Origin of the sequence: Microcystis panniformis FACHB-1757, from assembly GCF_001264245.1 — a bacterium.
Classification (GTDB): domain Bacteria; phylum Cyanobacteriota; class Cyanobacteriia; order Cyanobacteriales; family Microcystaceae; genus Microcystis; species Microcystis panniformis.
Genome location: NZ_CP011339.1, coordinates 5,577,963 through 5,603,538, shown reverse-complemented (window position 1 = coordinate 5,603,538; position 25,576 = coordinate 5,577,963). Strand labels below are relative to the sequence as shown.

The following is a 25,576-nucleotide window of genomic DNA, read 5'->3' as shown; positions in this document are numbered from 1 at the left end:
ATTTTGCGGTAAAAAAAGCGATAAAAAACCACAATTGAACATTTTATGGCTTTTTACCGCAATTTACAGCCTTAAATTGTCAGGTTTATTTTCTGTTAGGATTTTTTACCACGACGAGATATTAAGGCTCCGATGGCACCGATACCAAAAATGCCCAGTGTCATGGATGGCTCGGGGACGGGAGTGGCAGTGATCTTAAATTCACTGGTGATAAACATTCCGAAAACGTTATCATCATTGGTTGGGTTCACTGTTTTTAAGCGCAGGAAGGTATCTCCATGCGAGATAAAAGCGTCAGGATTAGCACTATTGCCAAGAGCGAGATTATAGTATTCATCATCGATTCGCGGCCCACTGAAGGGGGAATCGAACGGGCCGGGGTTAGTAGGACTGTCACCTATCCCCCCAACAGTTATTAAGCCTCCTCGGGCTCCTTCGCCATCATCCTGTCCTCCTGCGCTACTGGTTAATCGTCGATTATTGGTCGAATTAGTGGTTACGTCAATCTCAGTGGCTTGCCCACTCGGTTGACGGCTATAACTAGAGGCGAGGGAAACCAGAAAATCTCCCCCAGTGTAAGGACTGGCAAAATCAAACTGGCTCGTGTCTCCCCCGGTGGACAGTTCCCCGTCTAAAATAACCGAGGTAAAACCTTGGGTAGAAGAATTGCTGTAGGCAACGACAAGAACCGCACCATCGTTATCGCCATTCTCAACGATACTAAAGTCTTGTAATCCTCCCGTAAAAGAAGAAGCGATGATACTGGTGACATCCCAACGGGCGGTGGTGGCTGGGTTTTGATTGGGACCAAGAATAGTTGCTGAACCCAAGGAAAGTGTACTCCCATTAAAAGTTACTCCGTAAACTGGACTCATATCCCAGACGGAAGTGGCATAGAGATAAGCCCTCTGAATAGTAGAACCTGTGGGTATATTGGCTTGAATAAATCCACTGTTAGTTGTGCTTCCGAAGCCGTCAATAGAAAGGGCGGCGTTGGAAATGACATTTTGTACCACCAAACTAGCGGAAGCAGGGGCAATGTTTAGGCAAAGTCCAACAGTAATCCCCAGGGGGAGCAATGAATAAGTAAGTTTTTTCATGATGAGCAACTGGCAACAACTTTTAGATTATAGCGTTTATCATGAGGATGAAGTATGGCGGTATTTGTCATCATCTCTGGACGATCAGATAATATTCCGACGTTCCGCCGTTGCGTCGTTCTCTAAAACCAGAAACTTCGTATCTCACTGTTAAGATAACTGCTAATAGACTGCATATCTATTCATAATTTGTTTAAGTCAAATTTTTCAAAAGTAATGGCAGAGATGGTTAATTATACTCACACCCCAAAATCTCTCCCAGAACGCCGTTTTTGGGCGTTTTTGAAATAGGGTGAGCGTTTCCAGCTTAGGTTCTTGGGCTCTTCTGGTTTCTGTGTGTAAACGAGGTCTATACTGATAGTTTCTTCTTTCAAAATAGTCCTAAAAGTCTTGCCCAGTAAGCATTTAACCTTACATAAGCAAAAATTATCACACAAAGTCGAGAAGAGCCGTTCTTGTTTACTTACGATAGACATAGCGTGCTAACAGACTTAAAAACCATTGGATGTAAAAGATTACTTTTGCAATTAGCTTTGACAAATCTCAACACAGTCTGGATGAGAAACGGGAAGCAATGGCAACAATTTAATCTACACCAAACATGATCGTACAGCCTTCATATAAAGACTTGTGTGATTTGACGCAGTAAAAGAAGTATTTAAGGACACAAGTAAGTTAAAACACACGCAATAAAAAGTTTTTATTAAGAAGGGACAGAACCCCGACAGGGGATGTACTATAGAGGACATGGAAATTAACAACCGACTACAACCCCGGAACTATTCCATCAAATTAGTTCCCTCAGAGAACCAACTTGAGCCAGATTGCACACTTTTGTCTGTTTGTCAAATTTTATGTAGGGTCTGCTGGAATAAATCTAAAAACATTGTTGGATAAGGTTTTTAGACTTTTTTCCCCTCAAAAAGTGCTGACCATTGGAGTGATCGCGGGTAAAATTCCAGGACTTTTTCCCTGAATTTTAGGTAACTGACTACCTCAAAATCGGGAAAACCCTACACCCCACACCCCACACCCCACACCCCACACCCTGCCCCCACCAACAAACTTTTTCAGCAGACCCTATGTAAAGAAAGATGTTACCAATGGATAGGCCGCCTACGAATCAGGAAAAATGGTACTGGTATTGATATTTTGAGCTTATGCTGTCCCATCTGCTTTTTACTTGCGACTTGGTGTGAGATGATGTAGAAAGGCGTGTTTTATGAGAAGGATAAAGAAAAGTAATGGCAGAAATTCAGTTTTCCAGGGGGTTAAAAGAATCAGTTGTTCCCGATATCCGCTTAAGTCGCACGAAAACGGGAGAGAAGGGATCGGCAAAATTTTATTTTGATCAACCGACTATCCTCGGAGATCAACAAACCGAGGAAATCACGGGGATGTATCTCATTGATGAGGAGGGGGAAATCGTCACCAGGGAAGTAAAAGGCAAATTTATCAACGGTAAACCCATGGCGATCGAAGCTACGGTTATTTTTAATTCTCCCGCAGAGTGGGATCGTTTTATGCGTTTTATGGAACGTTACGGCAGCGAAAACGGTCTAGAATTTACTAAATCCTCTTGATTTTGCCCTTAGCTTCTGGCAATCTGTCAAAAAACCCGCATTCAGAAGCGATGCGGGTAGAGGTAAGAAATCAGAGGAAAAACCTATTTATTTGACTCCCAACAATTCCACATCGAAAAGTAAAGTCGCGTTGGGAGGAATCACCCCACCAGCACCCCGCGCACCATAACCTAATTCTGGGGGGATAATTAAGGTACGCTGCCCACCGACTTTCATCGATGCGACTCCCTCATCCCATCCTTTGATCACTTGACCAACTCCAATGGTAAAGGTAAAAGGTTGATTGCGATCCTTGGAACTATCGAATTTTTTGCCGTCTGTCAGGGTTCCCGTGTAGTGAACAGTCACTTTTTGACCTTTTTGGGGACTTTCTCCGGTTCCTTCCACTATATCGATGTATTTTAGTCCCGAATCGGTGGTAACTGCTTGATCTAAATCCATGGAGATGATTTCCTTATTAATAGTTTGAGTGATAGGGGGTGGATCGATTTCTGCGGCGATCGCATTGGTTTTTTCCCCCCCACCAAAGAGGGAAGCAGCGATTAAAAATAAGCCACAAACCGCAATAATAGCAAAACTGAGCAAGATTTCGCGCATTGATTTCATAGTTCCCTAACGCCAGAGTTTATTCTCTAAGTCTCTCACCTGTCGTTCTAATCTATCAATCCTTCCCCGCAGTTCGTCCATTTCCGATTGTCGGGGAACCCCTAAATCCTGCAAAATATGGCGAATATAGCGTTCTAAGTTATTCTCGAAGTTCCCCTGTTCAGACTTCATCTGTGTCATCAGATCATCGACAAAGTTTTTAGCCTGATCAGAATTGATTTTACCGTCTTTGACTAATTCATCGCTCACTTCTTTGATCTTTTCTGCCACCATGGAAGTAGTGCCAATACCCATCAGCAGCAATTGTTTAATCCAGTCGCTATTATCCATTGTTTTCACCCCCTTCAAGGAGACGGTGATAAAAATATTCCTATTCCATTATGGACTTTTGCGGCGGTAACGGCAGAGCGATCGAGCAGATAACCCGCCAAGGCTATTCCAGTGGAACTACCCCCATCTAGGTTTAAACCGTCCTTTGCCGCCATTAACAGCAAAATTCGGGCTAATTCGCCTAAAGTTGCCCCCCTTCCTCCGACGCGATTATGGATAGCCACTAGCAAAATTTTTCCTTCTTGACTAACTGCGATCGCACTGCGGGAAGCTTGTTGATTTTGGAATGCCGGACTAAATTTTTCGGCATTTCCATCTAAAACTATGCGCCCATTCTGCAATAATAGGGGACCAGCACCTAAAATCTGGGGATAATTAGCAAAATCTCTCGGTAGGGTGACGCTATCGAGATTGACTCTCTCACCAATATTTAAATTAATATCTGTCTTTCGGCAGATGACTAAATAGCTATTTTCTGGTATGTCTATACTATCCTGTGGCAAAAGATTATTTAATTTCTCCGTTATGCGATCGCCTTGCACGACTAACCCGGTTTCGCGCTCGGTGAGGGGATGATAATTACTTCCCCAATCACGAGTATAACGACTGCAGCCGGCTGCTACAAAGGCACTATTTAACTGGGTTAGGGGAAAACGTTGTCCGGTGGCAGTAATGAGAGTTTCCTCTAAACTCAGGCGATCGATCCTGATTTTACCACGATTATCCCATGCGATCGCTCCTCGGTTTAAAATTGGTCCGGATAACCATTTACCATCCACACGAATTGCCCCCAAAGGTAACTGATTATTACGATTAAAAAAGCCGCCATTAATCATCGCTACCGCATTACTTTCGCTATTAATCGTGATCAGGGGATTAGTGCCGCGCATTGAGGTGGAATTAGCGGTGATTGGTTTAATAGTTATCTGAGGATTTCTGGGATCGATTTCTAACCAAGTCACGGGAAACCAATCTTGATCTAACTGGATATATTTTTGATTCCAGACTAACCCTGGTTGCCAAACAATGCGCTTTTCATCCATAGCATCGGGACGAGAATCAATGATAATTCGGGGAGGATTATCCACACTGCTGATCTGTAATCCGTAGGCAGTGGGAAGGTTAACTTTTAAACGACTGATCACCCCATTATTTTCTAAGGAAGTAATCTGAGTGGCTAAGTTATTATTAGAGTTACCTAGATCATCTTCATCGTTATTTTGATTACTGTTACTAACAGTTTTGGGTTGAAACCTAGAGATAAGCGATTGCTGGGTATTTCCTTCTAGGGTAATCACTGCTTGATTTTTTGCCTGACTAACTTGCCAAAAGGTCGGGCGATCAAGTTGAATAATAATCCTTTGTACTGCCCCATAATTTTCTAGCTGAATATCTTCAATCTGAGGAGCAGGAAAGTTAATATTTAAACTATCGCCATTAATAGTGGTTGTTGCCCCCATTTTTAGTAAAATATCCGTAACGTCTAACCAGCGATCGGGATTGATCAAATTAGCCGATAAAGTTTGTAAATTAAACCAGCTTATCGGTTGCTTTTTCGGATCATTTGTGCTAAGAAAATCCATGCCGAATAATTGTCTTGCTCCCGTGTCACCCATGGCAATTCTGGTACTATTTGCTGCTGTCCACTGTCGCCAAGAAACGGGCAAAGAACGACCATTAAGAATAATTGTTCGTCCCTGTTGCTGGTTTGATAAATCCCTAGAAGCTAAAGTTATTGGTGATCTATGATCGGCTAAAGATATAGCTGGACTGGCGATAATTATCAAGGAAGTTACCGTTAAACAGATAGATGAGAAAGTCAGGTAATTTAACTTCATAATTATCCCCCTAAATCACCTGAGTTAAGGGAAAATTTGAGGATTTATATCCTTGGCAAGAGAGGCTAGAAGGGACTATATTTTTTTGATAAATAACCTCTAATAATTCTTCAGGTGTTACTACCATCGGTTTAGAGTTATATAGATAACTAGAGGCTTTTTTAAGTTTTTGATCATAGGTAACTAAATAATCACAATTAGCGGCACTACTTAAAATTAAAACATCATTCGAGTGTACCAAAATATTGCGAATATCTCTAGCATTTTGCCAATATTGATCAAGTTTAACTAAATCAAAATCCAAGATAGTCACCTTTTCTTGAATCCGATCGACTATTTCAGGATGATTACGAACTTCTGCCAAAAATAATAACTCTTGTAAAACGATCGCATTAATAGCAAGACAAACGCGATCGAGTATTTCTCGATCGAATAAATGTACACTGGCTAGATCTCCTCGTAGATAAGAAATCAAAACATCAGTATCTAAAAAAACTAGAGACTTCCCCATTGATTTTCTTCTCCTTGATGATAAAGAGCAATGATTTTTTCCGTGACTTCTGTAATACTGAGATTATCGGTATTAACTTCGATCGCATCTGCGGCTTTTCGCAGGGGTGCTAGGGAGCGATTACTATCCAAATAATCCCTTTTTTCAATCTCTTGGGTTAATTCTGTGAGACTAATACCCCCATTTCCCTGCGCTTCTAAGTCTTTTAATCTCCTTCTCGCTCTTTCTTCGGGTGTCGCTGTCAAGAAAATCTTTAATTCCGCTTCTGGGAAAACATTAGTACCAATATCTCGACCTTCCACAACTATTCCCCCCGACATTCCCAGCTGTCTTTGCAGGGTGACTAACTGCTGTCGCACCGCTTTTTGAGCGGCAATTCTGGACACTTGCGCGGTAATTGCGGGAGAGCGAATCTCTAAAGTCACATCCTGCCCATTAATCTTCACTATAGTCACATTTTCGGGACTATCGGCCGGAATTATTGCTATCTTCGCTAAAGATAATAACTCGGCGATGGCCGCTTCTGCGGACAAATCCAGACCGGAATTCACCACTAACCATGTCACTGCGCGATACATCGCACCGGTATCGAGATAGGTTAACCCCAATTTTTCCGCTACTAAGCGCGTGACTGTCGATTTTCCCGCTCCAGCAGGCCCATCAATAGCGATAACTGGCCGACGTTGACACAAGATAATATTATCAATTAAACGGGTTTGACCGATCAATCCAGCGATCGCTAATAAGCCCCTTGCTTCGATCTGCTCGATCGGTTGTAAACTCTGGGGATGGACTAAATCCAGATACTGACAGCGAAATTCTGGCACTCTGTCGAGATTTTTTTGGACAATAGCCAGTAGTTTTTCCCTTTGTCTTTCCCCTAAACGAAAACTTTCGAGAGCTAATTGCAAACTTTGGGGGATAATTGTCGCTTTTTCCCTTTCTGTGGCTGATAGATACTGATTGCGAGAACTAACGGCTAATCCCGATGTTTCTCGCACTGTAGCACAAGCGCGAATCTCGATCGCTAAATTTAAATCTCTGACTAATTGCCGGATAATCGCTAACTGTTGGGCATCCTTTTCGCCAAAATAGGCGATCGTCGGTGCAATAATATTAAACAACCGCGTGACAATTGTGGCTACTCCCTGAAAATGTCCTGGACGAAAAGCACCACATAACCCGCTAGTCAGAGAAATCGGGGGAACAACTGCGGTTATCTCCTCAGAATCACCAATTCCTAAAGTTTCCGCACTCGGAGCAAAAATAGCAGCAACTCCCAAGTATTCACACAATTGGCGATCGCTTTCAAAGGTGCGGGGATAGCGAGAAAAATCCTCTGTAGGGCCAAATTGTAGAGGATTAACAAAAATACTAACCACAGTCACCTCCGCTTCCGTCACTGCGCGTCGAATTAGACTAGCATGACCTTTATGGAGAGCGCCCATGGTTGGCACGAGGGCAATACTGTGATCGGGGCGATAATCAGCCAAAAAAGTGCGTAAACCGGGGATTGTCGTGAATATTTGCACAGGGTTCACTCCTTTAATAGCCTATTCCACTACTATTCGCCATTCGTGCAGTTAATACTCCACATAGCCATTTTTAATCAGGGGATGCTGCCCGATGATCGATTCGGCTGCTTCCGGGGAATCGGCTTTAAATAATAACATCCCATCGCCTCTTTCTAGCCAATAACTCGTTTTTGTCTCCTGTCCTGTCTCGGTTAACCGCTGCACATAGGCTTGTTTGACAAACTAGGGCATAATTTTTTTCAGGACAATGACTGGTAAGCATCCCGAAAATTATATAGATTAATGGCAAAAAAGACTTGACAAAATTCCTCGATTTGACCTATACTTTTTATTATAATGGGAATCCGTGCTGAAATATATATAAGCCTTTTTTAGTTCCGATAATTAAGTGGTTCTGATTAAATAGAAGATAGATTTTGTCTTTGATACCCCCTGCCCCCTAGGGTTGATTCAAGGTAGGGTTGATTCATGAATCAACCCTACCTTGAGGGCGACTTTTTCCCCGTATTACCCTTCTGCCGCTGCCGGGGTTAACCTCGACTCTACAACAATGGTTATGGAAGTCGAAAACTGGTATCATCTACGTCGCTGCTGTCAGCCTGCTTTTGAATGTCTTGTTCGTCCCGCTGCCAGTCGGTAGCCCCTCTCGAAATCACCTCACCATGACGACAACAACTCTGACTCCCGCACCAGTTCAAGCGGCAGAAAATTCCCCAGCACCCCCTGAGTGGGTAGATTGGCAAGTCGCCCATCAAATTCCGGGACGGCTGCGAATTCGCATTCCTCGCCTCAATTGGGATGACGAATTTGCCAGACGCTTACAGCGATCGCTGCTTAGAACCACTGCCATCAGCGAGAGCCGCATCAATGCCGCAGCCTGCTCCCTGATTGTCTCCTACCAGGCGGAAATGCTGTCAGCAACGGCCATCCTAGATTACTTGCAAGCGGCCATCCCAGCGGCCGGCCGGGAAAGAGAGCCAAATCCAAGCGAGAAAGTCGGGGCTAGGAATCAGGGGACTTGGCCAACTTTAGGGATGCCGGCCTTAACCTTGGCTGTGGCGATCGCTGCTGCTCCCCTAGAACTGCCCTTCTCGATTGTGGGGGGAATTGTCCTTGCGGCTTCAATTCCTCTCTGGCAGAGGGTTGGCCAAGCCCTCACCCAGCAGGGACAAGTGACAATAGACTGCCTCGATGCCCTCTGGTTGAGCTACCAACTGCTGCAAGGTAACAACATCGCCGGCGCACTCGCCCTCAATCTGGCAGCAGTGGGAGAGAGCCTGCGCCAGAGCAAGCTCCAACAGCTAGAAGACGAGCTATACCTGCTGTTCGAGCAAGAAGATGCAGAAATCCACTGGCTCTCTGACCGGCAGCGGTTCGCTCCCGTTCCCGAGGCAGCTCGAGAAGGGTGGCTAGATTCCGTCGAAAAAACCGAACTACTCCAGAACCTCAAACCCGTCGCCCAAGGAGCGATCCTACCCACTTTGTTCCTGAGTGGCACTTGGGCAATCCTGACGGGAGACTTGGGGCGTGCGAGTGCGCTGTTACCCCTCGACATCGGGGTTTCCCTGCGGGGCGTTACTCCCTTGGCAGTGGTTTCGACCCTGACGGCGGCAGCGCGACAAGGCGTTTACATCCGCAATGCCAGGGTACTGGAAAAGCTGGCTCAGGTGGATACTCTGGTCTTTACTCGCGAAAGTTTCCAGGACTTGATTACCCCGGAGCTGCCGGTGAGTTGGGGCATCCCTTATCAGTGCATCCACTTCGCCACCGATGCGGCTGCTGTTGAGGGCCTCCAAGAACAGTTGCACCGCCAAGGTAAGCGGGTGGCTTGGATAACCGACAGTGGTACTGATTGCGCTTGGCTGCCCAGGAGGATCAGGTGGTCATTTCTCTAGGGAGAGGGGATTTTGAAGCGGCCGCAGATGTCATCTTGCACAGCCAGGATCTCCAGCCCCTCGGCTACACCTTTGCTCTGGCGCGGCATACCCTTGCCACTGCCTACGGGAGTTTGGCGATCGCTACCCTGCCCAACCTGTTAGTGGTGGCAGTCGGGGCATTTTCGGGACTCAACCCGGTGGCAGCCGCCGCAATCAACGGCAGTTCAGCCATCCTCGCAGAATTGAACAGCCTGCGCTCCCCGAAACTAACCCCTTAGAAAACGGGTTTCTTTGAGAAACTATTTAGAAAATGGGTTTCTTTGAGAAACCCGTTTTCTTGTAATAAATGTTAATTTTTGTGATAGCACCCTTGAAAAATTGGGGATTGTTGGGCTAAAACTGTTAGAAATAAACTTTTGCAGTTAATGTCATGATTTCTACCCTGTTGCCGATTTTTCCTGCTGTTTACGATAGTTTGTTCGATTTAGCTCAATCTGATGGTTTTTGGGCAAATTTGGCAATCGCTGTGGGTTAAGGGGGTGAAATCATAACAATCCGTTGCCAAAACCGACTTTTCAGAATACAATAGATAAGAGTAGTCATTCATCGCTCAGATTAGTTAAGATGATATTACATGACTAATAATATTGACCATGACCGCTTATTTAAAGAGTTAATCTCCACCTTTTTTGTCGAATTTATCGAGTTATTTTTTCCTCAATTGATGGATTATTTAGATAGAGACTCGATTACTTTTTTAGACAAAGAAGTATTTACCGATGTCACGGAAGGAGAAAGGTATGAAAGCGATTTAGTCGCACAAGTTAAGTTTCGAGGAAAAGAATCTTTTTTTCTGATTCATGTCGAGGCGCAGGAAAGTTCCCGCCAGTGGTTTAATCGGCGAATGTTTACTTATTTTGCTCGCTTTCATGAGAAATTTGTCTTACCGATTTATCCGATTGTAATTTTCTCTTATTCAAAGCCAAAAAGAGAAGCGATTAGTCCTGACTGACGGACACATTTTTCAATACAAAGACAAGTACTGTTATGTGAAAGCCTCAAACTCCTGAATAAAAGAAAAGGTAATTTTGCCATAATAATCCTGACGAGCTTTGCGAGAAGCAAAACAGGGAAAAGGGTCAACAGAAAATAAGTGGTCAAGTCGCAAGAAGGGACGCGCCCTGACTGACGGACACATTTTTCAATACAAAGACAAGTACTGTTATGTGAAAGCCTCAAACTCCTGAATAAAAGAAAAGGTAATTTTGCCATAATAATCCTGACGAGCTTTGCGAGAAGAGCCAACAGGGAAAAGGGTCAACAGAAAATAAGTGGTCAAGTCGCAAGAAGGGACGCGCCTTATGAACAACTCCCGCCAGCCAACGTCAACCAATTTTCAAATAACTCAAACCACGCCGAAAATGAGCATCAACCTGACGGCGAGAGCCAGATTGTTGAACCGCCATGCCAGTTAAAGTAGCAAAGAGAATAGAAATGGCAACAATGAGATAGAGACGTTCTAAACAAGCAGCAGAGCGAACACGAGAATGTTCCCAGTCAAAAACGCCCGATTTACTGCCCTTGAAAGAGATGTTCAATGGGAAAACGAAGACCATACTGCCAGAAGGTGTCAAGGGTAGGAGGTTCATCGCTCAGAATTGCCCAATTATCCTTAACCCCTGGAACAGAGGCTAAAGCAAGATGAGCAGTGATTCTAGCCTCCTGCCAGACTTGAACGTTGCGATCAAAGCAGGCTTGCCGTTTGGGAGGATAGAGTTCTCTGACCTCATAGCCAAAACCCCGACGGCGAACACCGTAAATGAGGGTATCGCAAGGTAAGCGAAGACACCAATGCCAAGTATTTTTCCTGAGCCATTGAATTAATTGCTGATTGGCAAAGCCTCGGTCGGCTAACAGCATGACATTCTCAAAGCCCTGAAGATAGCCTTTGGCTCTGTCCAACAAGGGTTCGTATTTCTCAAAAGCTAGGCTGGCACTACCATGTTCTAATCCCATCCACATCAAGGGGACGGCTCTCCCCCGCAGACCACCGCTAGATAGACTTTAGACGTTCATAATCTGAGATTTATTAAACTTCTGAAATCGTAGAGTCAGCAAGGAATCCAGTTCTTTTTTATGTTTCAGATGGGCATCATTCAGACATTCATAAATAGCTGAAGAAAAGTCAGAAAAGTTCTCATAATATTTACCATATAAACATTTCTTTTTGACCAATTTCCACAGCCTTTCAATTAAATTTAGATTAGGTGAATAAGACGGCAGATAGAGCAGCTCTATTGACAAAGAAAGAGCCAATTCTTCAACAATTTTACATTTTTGATAGCGGGCATTATCTAAGACTAGAGTGATGGGAATCATTAGTCCTAAAGCAGCTATTTTTGACCGGAGTTCACAGACTTGAGTTGCCGTAATATAAGTGTCATTCGTAACCAGAATAACTTCATGAGTTATTGCATTTAATACTCCTAAAACATTGAAGCGTTTACGCCCGCTCGGTGACTTAACAAAAAGTCTCTCAAAACACCAAACAAAACCGAGAAATGCTCCCATGACGAAGTGAGCGGCATCAACAAAAAAACAGCCCTTTTTCCTTCTTTTGCCTCATTTAGTCTGGGTTCTAGCTTTTTTTCTTTGTAGTCCTCTTGTTCATCTGGGTCAGCTTTAGAAGGAAGAGAACCTACTTTTAAACATTTCATTCCCATTGATTTTAAAAATTTTCTCACTTGGGTAGGACTTCGTTTTATTCCCGTCAATTCTTCTATCCTATATACAGCTTCATTTATTGTGGCTGGTGGATTTTTCTCGAAGTATTTTTTGAGGGTTTCTTTTTGAAACTCTAATTCACTTTTAGGGCGATAGAAGTTGATTTCTTTTAATTTTTCTATTCCGCCTTCTTGATAATCGCGAAGATAGGTTAATAAGGTATTTGGCGAGATTCCTGCTAACTGACAAATTTTTTGGTGCGGTATCTTTTGGCTTTTTAACCAGAGAACTTCCATCTTCAGTTGAACCCGGGGATGGGGATGATGAAATCTTTCATAATACAGTGAGTTCTTTTCTTCTTCCGTGAATTCTAGGTTAATCATGTTTTTAATGAGTGCTTTGCTTCTAATTATGACTCTTAAACTATATTATTGTCCTTGAGTAAAAAATGCAATTTGTAGCCGTGCAAAGTATAGACAAAGCAGTATTGATTCCACAACAGAGTGGTATCTATTGCTAGATACAGTCTTTCCCCCTTCTCCTTCCAAGTCTCGATGGCTTTCAATATTAAGGGGATGTATATCTTTTCCACCGCTACTCTTCCATTCTGGCAAAAGCGATTCCACCGTCTCTGATAACTATTGGCTTGTTCGGCTCTGCTTTGTACAAAGGGTTCCCATCTGGCTTGATTGAGACTTTGACTACTGAGTAGGGCTGTCACCATCCAACTGAGGACGGTTAAATGTCTTTTATCCACAAATCGGCTTCCTTGTTCTAGATAGGAATAAACTTGGGAGAAGATTCTGTTCTCGGTTTTCATCTTGTAGGGATTCTTGCTTTTTCCCTATCTACCCAGATATTTTTCTTTTTGGCAACCCTTGTCTTGTCAGGTTTTGACCCACTTGTGTCCGTCAGTCAGGTAATTATCTGGTATGGGCGGTTCTGGCTTGACACTATTGCAGTCAGATTTGTTGCCTAGACTGCCATCATTGGCTGTCTTTTCATCATGGCAATGTCGATGAAGAAGTTGGAGGTTATTGTAACTGTTATTCCCCCCTAGTGATTTAGGGGTGATGTGGTCTATCTCCATTAAATCCCCATCTCTTAAGAAGTGTCCACAGTGAGTACATTTCCCTTTTTGCTTTTTCAACAGTTTTGAAATTTCTGTTGGCATTTCGGGATGAGTCCCCATTCTTGAACTCCAATAAACTAGGTTTCCATCGTAGGGTGAGGCGTTCCCTTTGACCTTCACATAGCGTCGGATTTCCGTTTCTCTATGTTCGTACAACCTTAGAGGATTATTTTCTTCTCTGGTTGTGAAAGCCCAGTTATTGCCACCTATTGTGTGAAAGTGTCTTTTAGAAATCCACTTTCTTCCTTTGTTTCGATGGCGTTTTATCCCCCATTTGATGAGTTTATGCCCTAGGATGTGGGTTAATCTTTCAAAGATTTTCTGACTAACCACTGTTGAGAAGTAATTGCACCATCCTCTTATTACAGGGTTTAACCTTTTAATGAGTTCAGCTTGGTTGATTCCCTTGCTGGTGTTTATGATGCGTTTAAGTTCTCTATAGTGTCTTATTTGACTCTCTTTGTTAGGGGTTATTATTGTTTTGAAACCAAGCAGATTACCTCTGACTTTTCCCGAGGTGTATTTACCGACGGGAAATTGTCTTATATTAAACCCTAGAAAGTCGAATCCAGCTTGTTCGCTTTCATCTTCTCTCAGTGTGTGGGCTATTCTTGTTTTACTTGGTTTTAACTCAAGTCCGATGTTTTGTAACCATCCCTCTATTTCCTTTTTGATTAGGAGAATAACCCCTAGGTTTTCATGTAGTACCACAAAATCGTCTGCATATCGGATTAAGGTCACTGATTTTATTTTGTCTCTAACACTCATTTGTGTCCCGTCTTTGCGTTTCATGTCAAATGAGGGTGCTAGATTCATAACCAATTCCTCTAACCCATGAAGTGCTATATTTGCCAATAATGGCGATAACACTCCGCCTTGCGGTGTACCTTCTGAGGTTGGGAATAACTGTTTGTCGTCTATGACTCCTGCTTTTAACCATGATTTGATTTGTTTCCTCATGGTTGGGTAGGTGTTAAGTTTTTCTAACAGTTTTTGATGGTCAATGCGGTCAAAGCATTTAGCTATATCTGCATCAAGAACATACTTTGCCTTTTTGTTAATGGCTTGGAATATCCCTGCTATAGCATCGTGACAAGAGCGTCCTACTCTAAATCCATAGCTGTTAGGCTCGAATTTGGCTTCCCACTCTGGTTCTAGTACCAGTTTAGCTAGTGCTTGTAAGGCACGGTCTTTCATGGTAGGTATTCCTAAAGGTCGTTTTTCGCCGTTGGGTTTGGGAATCCATACTCGGCGTGTGGGTTTGACCTTTGTTCCCAAGTTTAGTTCAGTCATTAGGGTTAACCGTTGTTTTGGGGTTAGAGATTTAACTCCATCCACACCTGCGGTTTTGGCTCTTCTGGTTTCTGTGTGGAAACGAGGTCTATACTGATAGTTTATTCCGCCAAATAGCACTAAAAGTCTTGCCTGATAAGCATTTCACGATTCCATAAGCAAAAATTATCACACAAAGTCGAGAAGAGCCCGGTTTTCTTTCCTTGATTGTCTTGGGTTACTCTACGCACCGCTAACGCTTTAGCACTGTAGGACTTTAACAATAATTTTTGGAGTCTGTGAACCTTCTTGACATCTCCACAACTAGACGCTCTGAAAATTCGTTTTTGTAACTTAAAAACCTGACGTTCAACCTTTTTCCAATTGATGTCTTGCCAAGTCTTCCATTTATCCATCTGTTGAACAGTGGTCATAACTTTTACATTACTACTTACAACTTTTCATTCCATGTAATCGTGAGTCCGTCTGCATATCCTATTCGTTACAAATAGGCGTTGGCTTTTGACTCAATCTTTCCCTACTATTACCTGCTGTATTGCAGAGTTTTCGTCTTAGCTGACTGCTCTTAGTTTTCGACCTTTACTAAAGAGTAATAATAGGGTTACTTCGTTCCTCATAACCTTTGGTTTGTTCCCTTTAGGATGTCATCTCTTTACCGAGTTTTTGGGTAACGCTTGGTAAGTAGTCGTGCAAAATTAATTTCCTAGTGAAGATAGGCAAGAGGCAAGGGGCAAGAGGCAAGAGGTGGTTAGATATGTGTAATTAATTTTGCTTAGGTACTTATATCGATACAAATCCTTATACCACCCTATACTATTGACCTTTTGGTACTGGCAGTGTGTCAGCCTTATTTCACTGCTTCGCCGTAACGGTAATTCGGACGATGACTTAACTTTCGTTATCCATAGGAACTTGCTTACGGTTGACTTATTTAGGCTATAAGTCGCTTTTTCCGCTCGATTCCCTGCTTTACGGATTGATGGCTAGTCGCTACCGTAAGGGCGTTTGCTTTCATTCCTGCGTCTGGAAGGTAAGACTTGGGGTTTCTAGGATACTAGCCCTCACTTACAAGGTTATGAAGTTGTCATCTGCTGAGGATTAAAGTGCGTACTCAACCCAGTTAGGGTTACTCAACAGAGGCCAGTCATCCCCCTATTTCTAGGTTTCGACTGAACGAATCGCACTTAATTGCGGCGTTTACATCCCTATCATGGAAAGTCCCACAAAAAAGACATTCCCACTCGCGGATATTTAACGCCTTTTTCCCGCCAATATTCCCACAACAGGAACATCTTTGGCTAGTTGGCTCCCATCGGGAAATTATCCGAAAATCACGCCCATATTTATCAGATTTTGCTGATAGTATATCTCGAAAAGAACGCCATCCTCAGTCTGATATGGCACGGGATAACTTACGATTTTTAACCATTCCTGATGTGTTTAAATCCCCTAAAATTATTGTTTGATTTTCACGAACAACTCTAGGGGATAGTTTATTCAAAAAATCAGTGCGAGTGTCTTTAATCTTTGCGTGGATTTCAGCCACTTGTTTTCTGGCTTTTTCCCGTCGTTTACTTCCTTTCTGTTTTCTAGAAAGGTTTTTCTGTGCCTTTCTTAGTCGTTTTAATCGTTTCTTGAACGGTTTTGGTGCGTTGAACTTTTCCCCTGTTGAAAGAGTCGCAAAGGTAGCAATCCCTAGATCGATCCCTATGGTTTGCTTGTTATCTGGCAAAGTTTCAGGACGAATCTCGACAACGAAACTGAGAAAGTATCGATCTGCTGCGTCTTTAATCAAGGTGACGCTAGAAGGTTTAGAGGGTAATGGACGGCTCCAAACGACTTTAAAATCACCGATTTTTGCCAAAGTAACGTGGTGTTGATTAACGGTAAAACCATTGTCAGTAAATCTTGCCGATTGTTGAGATTTACGTTTTTTAAACTTGGGAGGTTTTACTTTTTTTCCCTTCCTTTCTCCCTGACAAGATGCAAAAAAGTTAGAATAGGCTGTCTCTAAATCTCTCAAAGACTGTTGTAAAGGAATAGAATAAACCTCAGTTAACCACTTTCTTTATTCTGTTTTTTTAGTCTGAGTTAGTCTTTTGGAAAACTCGGTATATTTTGGCTTTTTTTCTCCTTGTTGATAAGTAGTCATGCAAAATTAATTACCTGCCCGATCGAGCTAAAACCCTTACGGGGCAATGATCGTCATGTGTAAATAATTTTGACTAGGTACTTAGAGTTCTTGGCAGTAAGCTAAGGTATCGTTCCAGACAACACGCACGCACCCGAACAACTGAGACAAAAGCTTTTTTTGTTGGTCTGTTGGGTAAAGGCGATATTGATACCTTGCTTTCATTGTTGGTTTAAAATGTGTCTATCTGTACTCTATTTTAACTAGGTCTATCAATAATGTCAAGTCGGTCAGTAATCAGTAATCAGTAATCAGTAATCAGTGATCAGTGATCAGTAAAAAGACAGTACCGATGCAACAAGTTACACCGTCAAGGATGAAAGTAGTACCTACTTCCCACTTCCCACTTCCCACTTCCCACTTTCAAGTCAGTAGGAAAATTCTATTTAATACTGCACACTTAAAAAATCACATCTGATAACTTACCCACTGATAACTGATAACTGATAACTGATAACTGATAACTGATAACTGATAACTGAGAGGTGCGCCACTGGAAGTTCTCAGATGCTCTATTAAAGATCAAGAAAAGCCGTCGTTTCACGACGGGGTTTTAACCAAAATTTTCGATAAAAATTGCTGTAGAAAGAGCAATAACTGATATGCTCGATGACCTAAAATTCTATTATGTAGCGCAGACAGAAGTGGAAGATGAAGAAAATATTCCCACGGAACCAAATTCTGAAAGGTGGGATAGCAGTTATTTTAATGGCTAGGTACAGAGTCTTCCTTTTCAGGAGTTAGCAGCTATTATTCAGAGGATAATAACCCATGAGTTTATAATTTATTCCTATAAGAAATGTTGTAAATCTCTGCTCAGAAATAGAATCGGTCGGTGAGTCTGGCGGAAAAATTATCTTAAGTACCTAAGCAAAATTAATTACACATCCAAGCCGTCACCCGTCAGCCAAACGCTTTTTGTTGTGATCAGTAAACAGTGAACTAAAAATTCAAATCTGATCCCTGATAAGTACCTAGGCAAAATTAATTACACATATCTAACCCCCCCTTTGCCTCTTGCCTCTTGCCCTTTGCCTTTCTTCACTAGGAAATTTATTTTGCACGACTACTTAGCTGTCTCGGAGTCCCCCGTCTCCTGTCTCGGAGTCTCCTGTCTCGGAGTCTCGACTAGGAAATTAATTTTGCACGACTACTTATAATACTAAATCCGTTAAGTATAGGTAACATATCAGGATAGGCACTCATGCAAGAGGCAAGAGGCAAAAGGGGGAATAGATAATCAGTTTTTAATAACTGGATTTACGATAATTGCTAATTGTTGGTATTGCTGCATAAGTGCGTAAAAGCTGATAGGATAACGAACGGAAAAAATATAGCTTGTCAAGGTGCAAGAAATCGCTACAATCATTACCAGCAGAGGCGATAGTAACCCCTCGATCATCCACTGGTTAACGAGCGCTAATGATTAGACAAACTTGGTTTTCTCAAGCGGTTTCGAGACAGCGAACCCGTGATTTTCCCGGTCGATCATTGATCGAGCCTCCACGGGCTTTTTTTTGGAGTTGATCGAACCATGTTGCAAGGATGGATTCAAATCGCGCTCACGATCCTGATAATCGTGGCAATCACCCCCTTTTTCGGGCGCTATATGGCTAGGGTGTTCATGGAACGGAGAACCCTACTCGACCCACTGTGCGATCGAGTCGAGAGTCTTCTTTACACCTTCGTCGGGGTGAAAGGGAAAGAGAATATGACCGGCTGGCAGTACGCCCGCGCCGTTCTCTACAGTAACGCAGTAATAGCAATTCTGGTTTTTTCCCTGATTGCGGGCCAAGGAGTCCTTCCCCTCAACCCGACGGGGATCCCCGCCCCCACTTGGGACACCACGCTACATACGACGATTTCCTTTATCACCAACACCGACCAACAGCATTATTCCGGAGAAACCACCCTCAGCTACGGGAGTCAGATCTGGGGACTCGGCTACCAAATGTTCACCTCGGCCGGAACCGGTCTAGCGGTGGGGATCGCCTTTATTCGGGGACTGACGGGGCGACCGTTGGGCAATTTCTACGTCGATCTGATCCGAGCGATCACCCGTATCCTCTTACCGCTCTCGATCGTGGGAGCAATTGCCCTGATCATCGCCGGAGTCCCAGAAACCCTCGCCGGCCCGGCGATCTTGCCGACGCTAGAAAACCCCAACCTGAGTCAGGCGATCGCCCGTGGTCCAGTGGCCCACTTCGAGATCATTAAGGAATTGGGAGAAAACGGCGGCGGCTTTTTTGCCAGCAACTCGGCCCACCCCTTTGAAAACCCGAACGGATTCGTCAATCTGGTGCAGTTGGTGGCGATTCTCTCGATTCCCACCTCCCTGATCTATACCTACGGTATTTTCGCCGATAATCTCAAGCAAGCTCGGTTAATCTATCTAATTCCCCTCGGTATCTTCATCGGCTTTACGATCATCACCGCAATCGGGGAATATAACGGCAACCAGGCGGTTAACTCCCTGCTGGGGGTCGATCGAGCGGTTAACTTCGAGGGGAAAGAAGTACGCTTCGGTTGGGCGCAATCGGCCCTGTACGCGGTAACTACCACAGCCACCATGTGCGGTGCGGTGATCGCCATGCACGATTCCTTGATGCCGAACGGCGGCTTCGCCACCCTCTCGAATCTCTTCCTGCAAATCGTTTTCGGCGGTCAGGGAACTGGCACCGCCTACCTGTTTGCCTATCTAATCCTCGCGGTATTCGTCACCGGGTTGATGGTGGGACGAACCCCGGAATTCCTCGGGCGCAAAATTGAGAAACGGGAAGTGGTGTTAGCGAGTTTTTTAATTCTGCTGGTTCACCCGATCGCCATCCTCATCCCTGGAGCGATCGCTCTTGCCTTTCCTGACTTTCAGGGCATCAGTAACCCCGGCTTTCACGGATTATCTCAAGTTATCTACGAGTACGCTTCCGCCGCCGCCAATAACGGATCGGGCTTCGAGGGACTGGGGGACTCCCAACCCGCACCGCTCGCGATCGCGGCTGGGGCGAAACCGACGATGACCGCTCTCTGGTGGAATCTCAGCGCCTGCTTCAGTTTATTGGCCGGACGGTATATCCCGATCGCTGCCCTGCTCTTGTTAGCCGATGGGATGTCCCGCAAACAACCAGTTCCCGCCACCACCGGAACCCTCCGCACCGATACCGGACTCTTTACCGGCGTGACGGCGGGGGTGATTTTAATTCTCGGTGCGCTGACTTTCTTGCCGATATTGGCCTTCGGTCCGATCGCGGAAGCCTTTCAAATCACCCGGATGATCGGCTAGGAGTTTAGATAATTTATGAGAACGAACAAAGGAAATTCCAAATCCCCCCGACCGTTGCGAGTGCCGAGAGGTCGCCGGGACGACCGGCGCCATACCCCCAAGGTAAACCGGACCGGTCTCTATCAAAGCGCGATCCGGCAGTCCTTTCTCAAACTCGACCCGCGCATCGCCGTGCGTAACCCTGTCCTATTCGTGGTCTGGTTGGGAACGATCGTCACGGCCCTGGTGACGATCGACCCGTATCTATTCGGCACGATCGCTGGGGAGAAGGGACAACAACGGCTACTTAACGGCATCATCACCCTGATCCTCTTCTTAACCGTGCTGTTTGCCAACTTCGCCGAGGCGATCGCCGAGGGACGGGGAAAAGCCCAGGCCGATGCCCTGCGATCGACCCGCAGCGACACGATCGCCCGAAAAATCCTGGCCGACGGTTCGATCGAGTCGGTCAGTTCCACGGCCTTGGGTCGGGGCGATCGGGTAAAACTGCTGGCTGGGGACGTGATTCCCGCCGACGGGGAAGTGATCGAGGGAATCGGTTCGGTGGATGAATCGGCGATCACCGGAGAATCGGCCCCGGTCCTCAAACAACCCGGCACCGACATCGCCAGTTCCGTCACCGGTGGTACGCGGCTTCTCTCGGACGAGTTGACAGTGCGGATCACCCAAGACCCCGGCCAGGGTTTTATCGATCGCATGATCTCCCTGGTGGAAGGGGCCGAGCGCACGAAAACCCCCAACGAGATCGCGCTGACGGTACTTCTAGCCGTGTTAACCCAAGTCTTTTTAATTGTCGTCGCCACGATTCCGCCGATTGGGAACTATATCGCTGGTTTTCTGGAAACGAGCCTCAGTCCTGCGGTGGCGAATACCTTTCGGGCCGGCTCCAGTATCGCCATCTTGATCTCCCTCCTCGTCGCCCTCATTCCCACGACGATCGGCGGTTTATTGAGTGCGATCGGCATCGCTGGGATGGATCGTGTGGCTCAGTTTAATGTCATCGCCACCTCTGGACGCGCCGTGGAAGCCTGCGGTGACGTAAATACCCTCCTTCTCGACAAAACGGGAACAATCACCCTCGGCAACCGGCTGGCTGACGAATTTATCCCCGCCAACGGTCATAACCTCGAGGAATTAGCCCAGGTCTGTCTAGCGGCCAGCCTTTTCGACGAAACCCCGGAAGGACGCTCGATCGTTACCTTAGCCCGGAATTTGGGCGCAAACCCCGATATCGATGGCCAACCCGGTGAGGCAATCCCATTCTCGGCTCGTACCCGCATGAGCGGCACCGATAGGGACGGGGAGGAATACCGCAAGGGGGCCGTAGAAGCGATTAAAGGTTTCGTCCGTTCTAGGGGTGGTTCCGTTCCCGCCAGCCTCGATCAGGCACAGGAAAGGGTTTCCCGTTTGGGGGGAACTCCCCTGGCCGTCTGTCGGGGTAACGATATCTACGGGGTGATCTATCTCAAAGATATAGTGAAACCAGGATTAAAAGAGCGTTTCGACCAATTACGGCGCATGGGTGTGAAAACGATCATGCTCACCGGCGACAACCAGATCACGGCCTCGGTGATCGCGGCGGAGGCGGGGGTGGATGATTTTATCGCCGAGGCTACCCCGGAAGATAAGATCGAGGTGATCCGTCGCGAGCAATCCCAGGGCAAGTTAGTTGCCATGACGGGGGACGGCACTAACGACGCACCGGCACTGGCCCAGGCTAATGTCGGTGTGGCGATGAACTCTGGAACCCAAGCGGCGAAGGAGGCGGCTAATATGGTGGATCTCGATTCCGACCCGACCAAGCTGATCGATTTAGTGACCATCGGCAAACAGTTATTAATTACCCGCGGCGCCCTGACCACGTTTTCGGTAGCTAACGATATTGCTAAGTATTTCGCCATTATCCCGACGATTTTCGCCGCTGCCGGGATCGGTGCTTTAAACATTATGGGTTTGAAAAGCGCTCAATCGGCGATCGTCTCAGCCCTGATCTACAATGCCCTGATTATCCCCGTTTTGATTCCCCTAGCACTTAAAGGCGTTCAATTTCGCCCGCTCACCGCCGACCAACTATTGCGGCGCAATATCCTCATCTACGGCGTGGGAGGCGTGATCGCGCCGTTTATTGCTATTAAGATTATTGATGAGATAATTTCAGCGATCGGGTTGAGGTAATGGGAAAATCGGCAATATTTAAGCCTAGTTTATTCGGATTGAAGCACTCGAATCGGGATTTTAGCCAAAAAGAAACATGGGGGAAAAATCAATTTAATTCCTCATTTCCAGCTTCTTTGTGCGCTTACTTGGATTGGAAAGGAATGAAAAATATATATCTGAAACTCGATGAAAATTTAAAAATTCAACCGGCGGAGTTAAGTACACAAGAGTTATACGGTTTAGCTCCCGATTCCGATAATTTATTTTATGCTTTCGAGAGTCAATTTAGAGGAGGGAGCAAAATGATCACAATCGATTTATTTGCTGGTTGTGGTGGTTTATCTTTAGGTTTCCAGAAAGCGGGGTTTACTATTGTGGCTGCATTTGATAATTGGATACCTGCTATAGATGTCTATAGCAATAACTTTAGTCATCCGATATTTAATGTCGATTTGTCTAGAGAATCTAATCAAGAAATATTGGCTCAATATAATCCTGAGATTATTGTCGGCAGCCCTCCTTGTCAAGACTTTTCTAGTGCCGGTAAGAGAAACGAGGGTTTAGGACGAGCGAATCTAACGCTCACATTCGCTGAAATTGTCACTAGAGTAAGTCCCCAATGGTTCGTTATGGAAAATGTGGATAGAATTGAGAAAAGTAAAATACTCACTCAGGCAAAACAAATTTTTAAAAGTCATGGTTATGGTTTAACTGGAAAAGTTATTAATTCTTGTTACTGCGGAGTTCCTCAAACTAGAAAAAGATATTTTCTGATCGGTAAAATGAACGAAGAAGATGATTTTTTGATCGATGAAATCAATAACAATTTATCAAGTCAACCTCTGACTGTATTTGACTATATGGGCAAAGAATTAGATATAGAATACTATTATAGACATCCTAGAAGCTATCAAAGAAGGGCGATATTCAGTATTTATGAACCTAGCCCTACTATTCGAGGAGTAAATCGACCAGTTCCCAAAACCTATCGACAACATCCCGGGGATGCTTGTCATCTTAAGGAAAAATTAAGACCGTTAACAACAATCGAGCGAAGCTATATTCAAACTTTTCCTAAAGACTTTATTTTTGCTGGAACAAAATCTAATCTAGAACAAATGATTGGCAATGCTGTCCCTGTTAATTTGGCCAGATATGTGGGCCAATGTATTCTTAACTATGAATTGAAAAAGGGGAAAAAGACAACCTATTGACAACTATAGCTAAGTAAGTGGTTATAATTAAATTGAAAATAGATTTTGTCTTTGATCCCCCCTTAATCCCCCCTTGATAAGGGGGTGTCGATCCCCCCTTAATCCCCCCTTGATAAGGGGGGTGTCTGATAATTTTTAACGCCTACCTACTTATTTTCTTGATTTACTGGCAAAAACAAATCTCCAAAAAACTCTAATTCTTATGAAAGCATCCCTTAGAAAATACCGATTTTTCTGGTATATTTTCTTAAATTTCTGTCTAACAATTCTTTTCTCCTCCATCGTTCAAGCTTCTACGGGAAGCACTATAAATAGGGGGCAATCCTTCGCATTAACCCTTTTAGGATTAGTCGCTTTTGCTTTATTTATCTACCTATTCCTTGTCATCTTTGTACCGGAGAGGTTTTAAGAGATTTCTGGCACAATTAATTTTTGAGAGTTCAAAAATGGGAAAAAGCAGAAAATCTCTAAATAGACTCTTTCATTGATTGTTGTTTATTCTTAATTCTCCTGACTCCTGACTACTGGCTCCTGACTCCTAACCCCACCAACAAACTTTTTGCCGCAAACCCGACTTAAGAGGTCTAATCATGAGTTTTGCACGCGAGGCCGGTAGAGCCATCCGTTCTACCCTAGTTCTCTGGGTGATCACTGCGCTGATCTATCCTTTCTCGATGATCGCCATCGGTCAAATTCTTTTTCCCTGGCAAGCAAACGGGAGTTTAATTACCAATAATCAAGGTCAAGTGGTGGGTTCGGCTCTAATTGGGCAACCTTTCACCAGCGATCGCTATTTCAATAGTCGTCCAAGTACCACCGCCTACAGTACGGCCGCTCCGAAAAACGATCCTAACAAAGTCCTGCAAACCGGAGTTTCGGGAGCGAGTAACCTGGCCCCTAGTAACCCCGCATTGATTGATCGCATTAAAGGAAAACCCGATTCCGACATGAAAAAAGCACTGGAGGGGGAGATTCCCCGATTAGAGAAAGCGGCAATTAAACCCACCGCAGATCTAGTATATACCTCCGGTTCCGGTCTCGATCCCCATATCACCCCAGAGGCCGCCAGGTCGCAGATCGAGCGGGTGGCGCGCTCGCGGGGATTACCGACGAATCAAGTGGAGATCCTCGTTATCAAAAACACCGACGAGCGCTTTCTCGGCATCTTCGGCGAACCGGGGGTTAACCTGCTGAAACTGAATTTGGCTCTAGATGCGATCGCAAATTCCCGCGCAAATTCCCGATAGGGTTTCTGATGCTAAATCCTGTTTAAAAGGTATAGGAAAGTGGCAAGAGGGCTCTTCTGGTTTCTGTGTGGAAACGAGGTCTATACTGATAGTTTATTCCGCCAAATAGCACTAAAAGTCTTGCCTGATAAGCATTTCACGATTCCATAAGCAAAAATTATCACACAAAGTCGAGAAGAGCCGCAAGAGAGAGTTTGCCTTTAAAAACCCCAAGTTAGTAGATTTACAAAAATGGGATGCAGCCGCTAAAAAACTAACTGGGAGAGGATGGTTTAGCTGATCTTACCTTGGGATTCACATTTAAAACCTTGATCGCGCCAAGCTTCTAAATCAACGGAATTTAAGGGAATGACTTGCCAACAGGGGGGAGAGATTAATTGTCCCACAAAAGCCCAAATTATACTTCTAGTCACATCTAAACCAGTTTTTAGCTTTGATTCGTGATTACCCGGAATACCAATTTCTCTGACTGCATCGATTTCTACTGCTATACCGTGGGATTGCAAGTGAATTGCTGCTAACCATTGAGCGCGAGGTAAATGAGTAGGAGAGGTGATGACTTTTACTTTATGTACTCCCCATTGTTTTAAAATTGGCACGGCAAAGAAAAAATTGCCGAAGGTAGAATCAGCACACTTTTCTAACCAGACGTTAGTTTTTGGCGCTTTTGCCCGTTCAAATAGTAATAAAATACAGGGGTCTTTCGAGCCTTCGGAAATCAAAATCGGTATATTGGGGTATTGCTGGGCCAGATTAGCTGCATAAATTTCCCGACGAATGCTGCCCCCCAAAACTAAGATGGCATCAATGGGTTTTTGTTGATTAATTGGCAAGCGGACGGCTAAATTAATCGCTAGATTAAGGATAATAAACCCAAAAACCAGAATCAGAGTTAGTTTTAACCATCTTTGCCAATGCCGGTGTTTACGCACAAAATTTTTCGATTTTTTCCCCATTG

The 25,576-nt window shown here is 44.6% G+C and carries 18 protein-coding genes and 5 pseudogenes; 8 read left to right on the top strand and 15 right to left on the bottom strand.

Annotated elements, in window-relative coordinates; all coding sequences use genetic code 11:
• Nucleotides 1–95 precede the first annotated feature (95 nt).
• Entirely contained in the window at nucleotides 96–1,100 is a 1,005-nt protein-coding gene (locus tag VL20_RS26250; protein ID WP_052278293.1) for a PEP-CTERM sorting domain-containing protein, read from the bottom strand.
• Nucleotides 1,101–2,344: 1,244 nt separating this feature from the next.
• Between VL20_RS26250 and psb28 the strand changes: the two genes are divergently transcribed.
• Nucleotides 2,345–2,683 carry a photosystem II reaction center protein Psb28 gene (psb28, locus tag VL20_RS26245; RefSeq protein WP_002786964.1) on the top strand — a complete coding sequence of 113 codons (339 nt, stop codon included), beginning with the start codon at nucleotides 2,345–2,347 and terminating at the stop codon, nucleotides 2,681–2,683.
• An 87-nt stretch (nucleotides 2,684–2,770) separates the two neighbouring features.
• Here psb28 and VL20_RS26240 read toward each other — a convergent pair whose 3' ends face one another.
• From VL20_RS26240 to VL20_RS31995, 6 genes are read right to left on the bottom strand one after another with little or no spacing between them, the layout of a single operon-like run.
• Nucleotides 2,771–3,289 carry an FKBP-type peptidyl-prolyl cis-trans isomerase gene (locus VL20_RS26240; RefSeq protein WP_002786963.1) on the bottom strand — a complete coding sequence of 173 codons (519 nt, stop codon included), beginning with the start codon at nucleotides 3,287–3,289 and terminating at the stop codon, nucleotides 2,771–2,773.
• 6 nt (nucleotides 3,290–3,295) lie between these two features.
• Nucleotides 3,296–3,619, bottom strand: coding sequence for a phasin family protein (locus VL20_RS26235; RefSeq protein ID WP_002765298.1), 324 nt, complete (start codon nucleotides 3,617–3,619; stop codon nucleotides 3,296–3,298).
• Between the two features lie 14 nt (nucleotides 3,620–3,633).
• A complete protein-coding gene (locus VL20_RS26230; protein WP_052278292.1) occupies nucleotides 3,634–5,457 on the bottom strand; it encodes a phosphodiester glycosidase family protein in 1,824 nt (607 codons plus the stop codon).
• A 10-nt stretch (nucleotides 5,458–5,467) separates the two neighbouring features.
• A complete protein-coding gene (locus tag VL20_RS26225) occupies nucleotides 5,468–5,968 on the bottom strand; it encodes a type II toxin-antitoxin system VapC family toxin (RefSeq protein ID WP_052278291.1) in 501 nt (166 codons plus the stop codon).
• Nucleotides 5,953–7,500 carry a bifunctional pantoate--beta-alanine ligase/(d)CMP kinase gene (locus VL20_RS26220; RefSeq protein ID WP_052278290.1) on the bottom strand — a complete coding sequence of 516 codons (1,548 nt, stop codon included), beginning with the start codon at nucleotides 7,498–7,500 and terminating at the stop codon, nucleotides 5,953–5,955. The genes VL20_RS26225 and VL20_RS26220 overlap by 16 nt, the downstream gene beginning before the upstream one ends.
• 51 nt (nucleotides 7,501–7,551) lie before the next feature.
• On the bottom strand, nucleotides 7,552–7,707 hold the full coding sequence (locus VL20_RS31995; protein ID WP_002786959.1) for a YciI family protein: 156 nt from the start codon (nucleotides 7,705–7,707) through the stop codon (nucleotides 7,552–7,554).
• A 458-nt stretch (nucleotides 7,708–8,165) separates the two neighbouring features.
• Here VL20_RS31995 and VL20_RS26215 point away from each other — a divergent pair.
• Together VL20_RS26215 and VL20_RS26210 are read left to right on the top strand one after the other, a co-directional pair.
• Nucleotides 8,166–9,675: pseudogene (locus tag VL20_RS26215) on the top strand (HMA2 domain-containing protein).
• Between the two features lie 339 nt (nucleotides 9,676–10,014).
• Nucleotides 10,015–10,383: pseudogene (locus VL20_RS26210) on the top strand (Rpn family recombination-promoting nuclease/putative transposase); the annotation flags it as partial.
• A gap of 382 nt (nucleotides 10,384–10,765) precedes the next feature.
• Here the strand turns inward: VL20_RS26210 and VL20_RS26205 are convergent.
• The 7 genes and pseudogenes from VL20_RS26205 to VL20_RS33435 all read right to left on the bottom strand — a co-directional run bounded on the left by VL20_RS26205 (nucleotide 10,766) and on the right by VL20_RS33435 (nucleotide 17,246).
• Nucleotides 10,766–10,978, bottom strand: coding sequence for a hypothetical protein (locus VL20_RS26205; RefSeq protein WP_052275239.1), 213 nt, complete (start codon nucleotides 10,976–10,978; stop codon nucleotides 10,766–10,768).
• Entirely contained in the window at nucleotides 10,953–11,402 is a 450-nt protein-coding gene (locus tag VL20_RS26200) for a transposase (protein ID WP_128575333.1), read from the bottom strand. The genes VL20_RS26205 and VL20_RS26200 overlap by 26 nt, the downstream gene beginning before the upstream one ends.
• 42 nt (nucleotides 11,403–11,444) lie before the next feature.
• Nucleotides 11,445–12,487 (bottom strand): annotated as a pseudogene (locus VL20_RS30755) (IS630 family transposase).
• A 35-nt stretch (nucleotides 12,488–12,522) separates the two neighbouring features.
• The gene (locus VL20_RS26185; protein ID WP_284525933.1) at nucleotides 12,523–12,924 is read right to left on the bottom strand and encodes a hypothetical protein; all 402 of its coding nucleotides are present in this window, start codon (nucleotides 12,922–12,924) and stop codon (nucleotides 12,523–12,525) included.
• A gap of 66 nt (nucleotides 12,925–12,990) precedes the next feature.
• Nucleotides 12,991–14,942, bottom strand: a pseudogene (gene ltrA / locus VL20_RS26180) (group II intron reverse transcriptase/maturase).
• Between the two features lie 731 nt (nucleotides 14,943–15,673).
• A pseudogene (locus VL20_RS26170) lies at nucleotides 15,674–16,885 on the bottom strand (RNA-guided endonuclease InsQ/TnpB family protein).
• 235 nt (nucleotides 16,886–17,120) lie between these two features.
• Nucleotides 17,121–17,246 (bottom strand): hypothetical protein, encoded by a 126-nt coding sequence (locus VL20_RS33435; RefSeq protein WP_284525932.1) that lies wholly within the window; start codon nucleotides 17,244–17,246, stop codon nucleotides 17,121–17,123.
• A 1,008-nt stretch (nucleotides 17,247–18,254) separates the two neighbouring features.
• Here VL20_RS33435 and kdpA point away from each other — a divergent pair.
• The 5 genes from kdpA (at nucleotide 18,255) to kdpC (ending at nucleotide 24,618) form a co-directional block, all read left to right on the top strand.
• Entirely contained in the window at nucleotides 18,255–20,000 is a 1,746-nt protein-coding gene (gene kdpA / locus VL20_RS26165; RefSeq protein ID WP_052278286.1) for a potassium-transporting ATPase subunit KdpA, read from the top strand.
• A gap of 15 nt (nucleotides 20,001–20,015) precedes the next feature.
• On the top strand, nucleotides 20,016–22,175 hold the full coding sequence (kdpB, locus tag VL20_RS26160) for a potassium-transporting ATPase subunit KdpB (protein WP_052278285.1): 2,160 nt from the start codon (nucleotides 20,016–20,018) through the stop codon (nucleotides 22,173–22,175).
• Complete coding sequence (locus VL20_RS26155) at nucleotides 22,175–23,371, top strand: DNA cytosine methyltransferase (protein WP_128575329.1); 1,197 nt, start codon at nucleotides 22,175–22,177, stop codon at nucleotides 23,369–23,371. Before kdpB ends, VL20_RS26155 begins: the two co-directional genes overlap by 1 nt.
• A gap of 202 nt (nucleotides 23,372–23,573) precedes the next feature.
• Nucleotides 23,574–23,780 (top strand): potassium-transporting ATPase subunit F, encoded by a 207-nt coding sequence (locus tag VL20_RS33980; RefSeq protein ID WP_072927114.1) that lies wholly within the window; start codon nucleotides 23,574–23,576, stop codon nucleotides 23,778–23,780.
• Between the two features lie 181 nt (nucleotides 23,781–23,961).
• Nucleotides 23,962–24,618 (top strand): K(+)-transporting ATPase subunit C, encoded by a 657-nt coding sequence (gene kdpC / locus VL20_RS26150; protein ID WP_052278284.1) that lies wholly within the window; start codon nucleotides 23,962–23,964, stop codon nucleotides 24,616–24,618.
• 272 nt (nucleotides 24,619–24,890) lie between these two features.
• Here kdpC and VL20_RS26145 read toward each other — a convergent pair whose 3' ends face one another.
• Complete coding sequence (locus tag VL20_RS26145; protein ID WP_052278283.1) at nucleotides 24,891–25,574, bottom strand: YdcF family protein; 684 nt, start codon at nucleotides 25,572–25,574, stop codon at nucleotides 24,891–24,893.
• Nucleotides 25,575–25,576: the final 2 nt, after the last annotated feature.

Excerpts from the sequence above, each read along its gene's own strand:
- VL20_RS26155 (WP_128575329.1), top strand. The coding sequence starts at position 22,175 with ATGGGAAAATCGGCAATATTTAAGCCTAGTTTATTCGGATTGAAGCAC.
- kdpB (WP_052278285.1), top strand. The coding sequence starts at position 20,016 with ATGAGAACGAACAAAGGAAATTCCAAATCCCCCCGACCGTTGCGAGTG.
- VL20_RS26145 (WP_052278283.1), bottom strand. The coding sequence starts at position 25,574 with ATGGGGAAAAAATCGAAAAATTTTGTGCGTAAACACCGGCATTGGCAA.
- kdpC (WP_052278284.1), top strand. The coding sequence starts at position 23,962 with ATGAGTTTTGCACGCGAGGCCGGTAGAGCCATCCGTTCTACCCTAGTT.
- VL20_RS33980 (WP_072927114.1), top strand. The coding sequence starts at position 23,574 with ATGAAAGCATCCCTTAGAAAATACCGATTTTTCTGGTATATTTTCTTA.
- VL20_RS26200 (WP_128575333.1), bottom strand. The coding sequence starts at position 11,402 with ATGTGGATGGGATTAGAACATGGTAGTGCCAGCCTAGCTTTTGAGAAA.
- VL20_RS26225 (WP_052278291.1), bottom strand. The coding sequence starts at position 5,968 with ATGGGGAAGTCTCTAGTTTTTTTAGATACTGATGTTTTGATTTCTTAT.
- VL20_RS26235 (WP_002765298.1), bottom strand. The coding sequence starts at position 3,619 with ATGGATAATAGCGACTGGATTAAACAATTGCTGCTGATGGGTATTGGC.
- VL20_RS26250 (WP_052278293.1), bottom strand. The coding sequence starts at position 1,100 with ATGAAAAAACTTACTTATTCATTGCTCCCCCTGGGGATTACTGTTGGA.
- VL20_RS26185 (WP_284525933.1), bottom strand. The coding sequence starts at position 12,924 with ATGAAAACCGAGAACAGAATCTTCTCCCAAGTTTATTCCTATCTAGAA.
- VL20_RS26230 (WP_052278292.1), bottom strand. The coding sequence starts at position 5,457 with ATGAAGTTAAATTACCTGACTTTCTCATCTATCTGTTTAACGGTAACT.
- psb28 (WP_002786964.1), top strand. The coding sequence starts at position 2,345 with ATGGCAGAAATTCAGTTTTCCAGGGGGTTAAAAGAATCAGTTGTTCCC.
- VL20_RS26240 (WP_002786963.1), bottom strand. The coding sequence starts at position 3,289 with ATGAAATCAATGCGCGAAATCTTGCTCAGTTTTGCTATTATTGCGGTT.
- kdpA (WP_052278286.1), top strand. The coding sequence starts at position 18,255 with ATGTTGCAAGGATGGATTCAAATCGCGCTCACGATCCTGATAATCGTG.